The organism is Moorena sp. SIO4E2, assembly GCF_010671945.1.
Taxonomy (GTDB): domain Bacteria; phylum Cyanobacteriota; class Cyanobacteriia; order Cyanobacteriales; family Coleofasciculaceae; genus Moorena; species Moorena producens.
In genome coordinates this window covers 1-1,895 of the sequence record NZ_JAAHIE010001032.1, presented here as the reverse complement: position 1 = coordinate 1,895, position 1,895 = coordinate 1, and the positions used below count along the sequence as shown (strand labels likewise).

At 43.7% G+C, this 1,895-nt stretch carries 2 protein-coding genes; one reads left to right on the top strand and one right to left on the bottom strand.

Annotation, left to right across the window (positions count from 1 at the left end; all coding sequences use genetic code 11):
• Nucleotides 1–777 precede the first annotated feature (777 nt).
• Nucleotides 778–1,095 (top strand): hypothetical protein, encoded by a 318-nt coding sequence (locus tag F6K37_RS40255; protein WP_287256888.1) that lies wholly within the window; start codon nt 778–780, stop codon nt 1,093–1,095.
• Nucleotides 1,096–1,205: 110 nt separating this feature from the next.
• On the opposite strand, the gene F6K37_RS40250 is transcribed toward F6K37_RS40255, so the two are convergent.
• Nucleotides 1,206–1,895: ISAs1 family transposase (locus F6K37_RS40250; protein ID WP_287256887.1), on the bottom strand; the 690-nt coding region annotated here is incomplete at its 5' end.

The following is a 1,895-nucleotide window of genomic DNA, read 5'->3' as shown; positions in this document are numbered from 1 at the left end:
TTGGGGGGCTAGGGCGTGTTTTCAAAGTTTTCCGCAAGATTATGATCCCCCCCAGCCCCCCTTAAAAAAGGGGGGAGCCATACTCAAAGTCCCCCTTTTTTAAGGGGGATTTAGGGGGATCTCCGAGTTTGAAAACACGCCCTAGGGGGGCGAAACCATACCCAGAATCAGCAACGCCGGATTTTTTCCCTGTTCCCTATTCCCTATTCCCTGTTCCCTAAAATCAAAAAATTGTGTACCTCAGCGAATTCAAAACCGCTATAGTGTTAAATTTGTCCACTTAACGTTACATTGCAACATGGGTGAAGTACCCCAGCCTGCTTCGCTGAGGCTGGGGCTTCCAATCTCAACTCAAATCAGGGACGGTCTTATTCGTCAAATGGGCTTCCCGCTTCATCCGCCGATGCCTCAACCAGCAAGCTAGCGTTGGTCTTACTCAGCGTCCACAGGCAGACATCCGCCTTCCGCAGATGTATAGTTTTTCGACAGACTCACCTTGGAATTACGGCTCTATGGCCAACCAGCCGGGGCTTGTCTCTTCCCTGAGCTCTGCTAGTACTTTTACACCTTTAAGGTAGCCTTTTAGTCAGTCAGGCGGGTCATCGACCAACTTTATTATAACACGATTCGCAACAAGTCCTCGTCTCGCTATCCATCCCAGAGACGAAACCTTAGGATAGTGGAGCCTTAATCAAAAAGTTTTAACCCTTTTACCCATAATCGACTAACCATAAAGGCGACCCTATCCTTACGGTAACTTCAACACCTTTAAAGAAGGTGGGGAATTCCGCGAGTTTTGTTAAAATCTACGAACTGGATTCTCCCAGTGATGATCAATCGTTAGAGTATGTGACCAATTTTGGTCACGAAAAAACTAAAGACATCAAGGGGGGGACGAAATTGATCCATGACATACGAGACTTCCCAATTATACGAGAAGGACCTCCTCCAATCGAGGACTGGATCATTGTGCGGGAAGGACCACCGCCACCCCACGACTGTATCATTCTGCGGGAAGGACCACCACCACCGCCATTTCTCGAAGACCTCTACAGTCCTCCAAAACCTGGTTTTCATCCAGGTCATGTTATATAACTAGGACTGGTGAAGTATAGCGCTACGCCCAAGGCAATAGGCAATAGGAAACGGGAGCATGTAACCTTTGTAATTATGTATATAGATCCCCCCTAACCCCCAGGGCTGTTTCATTCTAACAAAACCCAAAGCCTAGACCACTTGTTACGAAGCCATCTTTGGGCTTCGGTAATTGAGTCGAAGCCCAAAATTCGGAAAAGATTTAGAGCTACTGTGTTGAGAATAGAAAAGTTAGTAGTAGCTTGAGTATCATTAAAAGAACAATGATCTTCCTGTAAAATCACATCTTTAATCCAATGCAATTTATTTTCGATTGCCCAGTGCCCTTTAATTTTATCAGCAAATACTTTAGCCGTTTCTGACAAGCTACTGATATAATAAGCAATATTCTTATAATTGGCATTTCCTCTTTTTCCTTGTCTAACTACTTTTATAAAACTCTTGACATGCCACCAATCTAAGCAAAAATAAACCGGAGGCTCAAACACGTAAGTAGTGCGCTCAATTTCTCGGCCATGACTCTTGTCAATAGTGCAATTAACTGTAATTGGTGTTTGATGATTACTAACATATTCTAGAGAGTTATAGAGTGTTTTTTGATTTTTTTTGACGGCAATAGTATAATGATTATTTGAGTCAATAATAGCTTGAGTAGTTTCTTTTTGGCAGGGTCGAGCATCGAGAGTAAATACTTGATTCTGAAGGGGGCAAGTTCTTATAGCTCCTTGGACTTGGTGAATTTCTGAACTTTTCTTATTTTCAAGCGGTGCGACCCCGCGCTTTTTCAAAGCGCTAGGGAA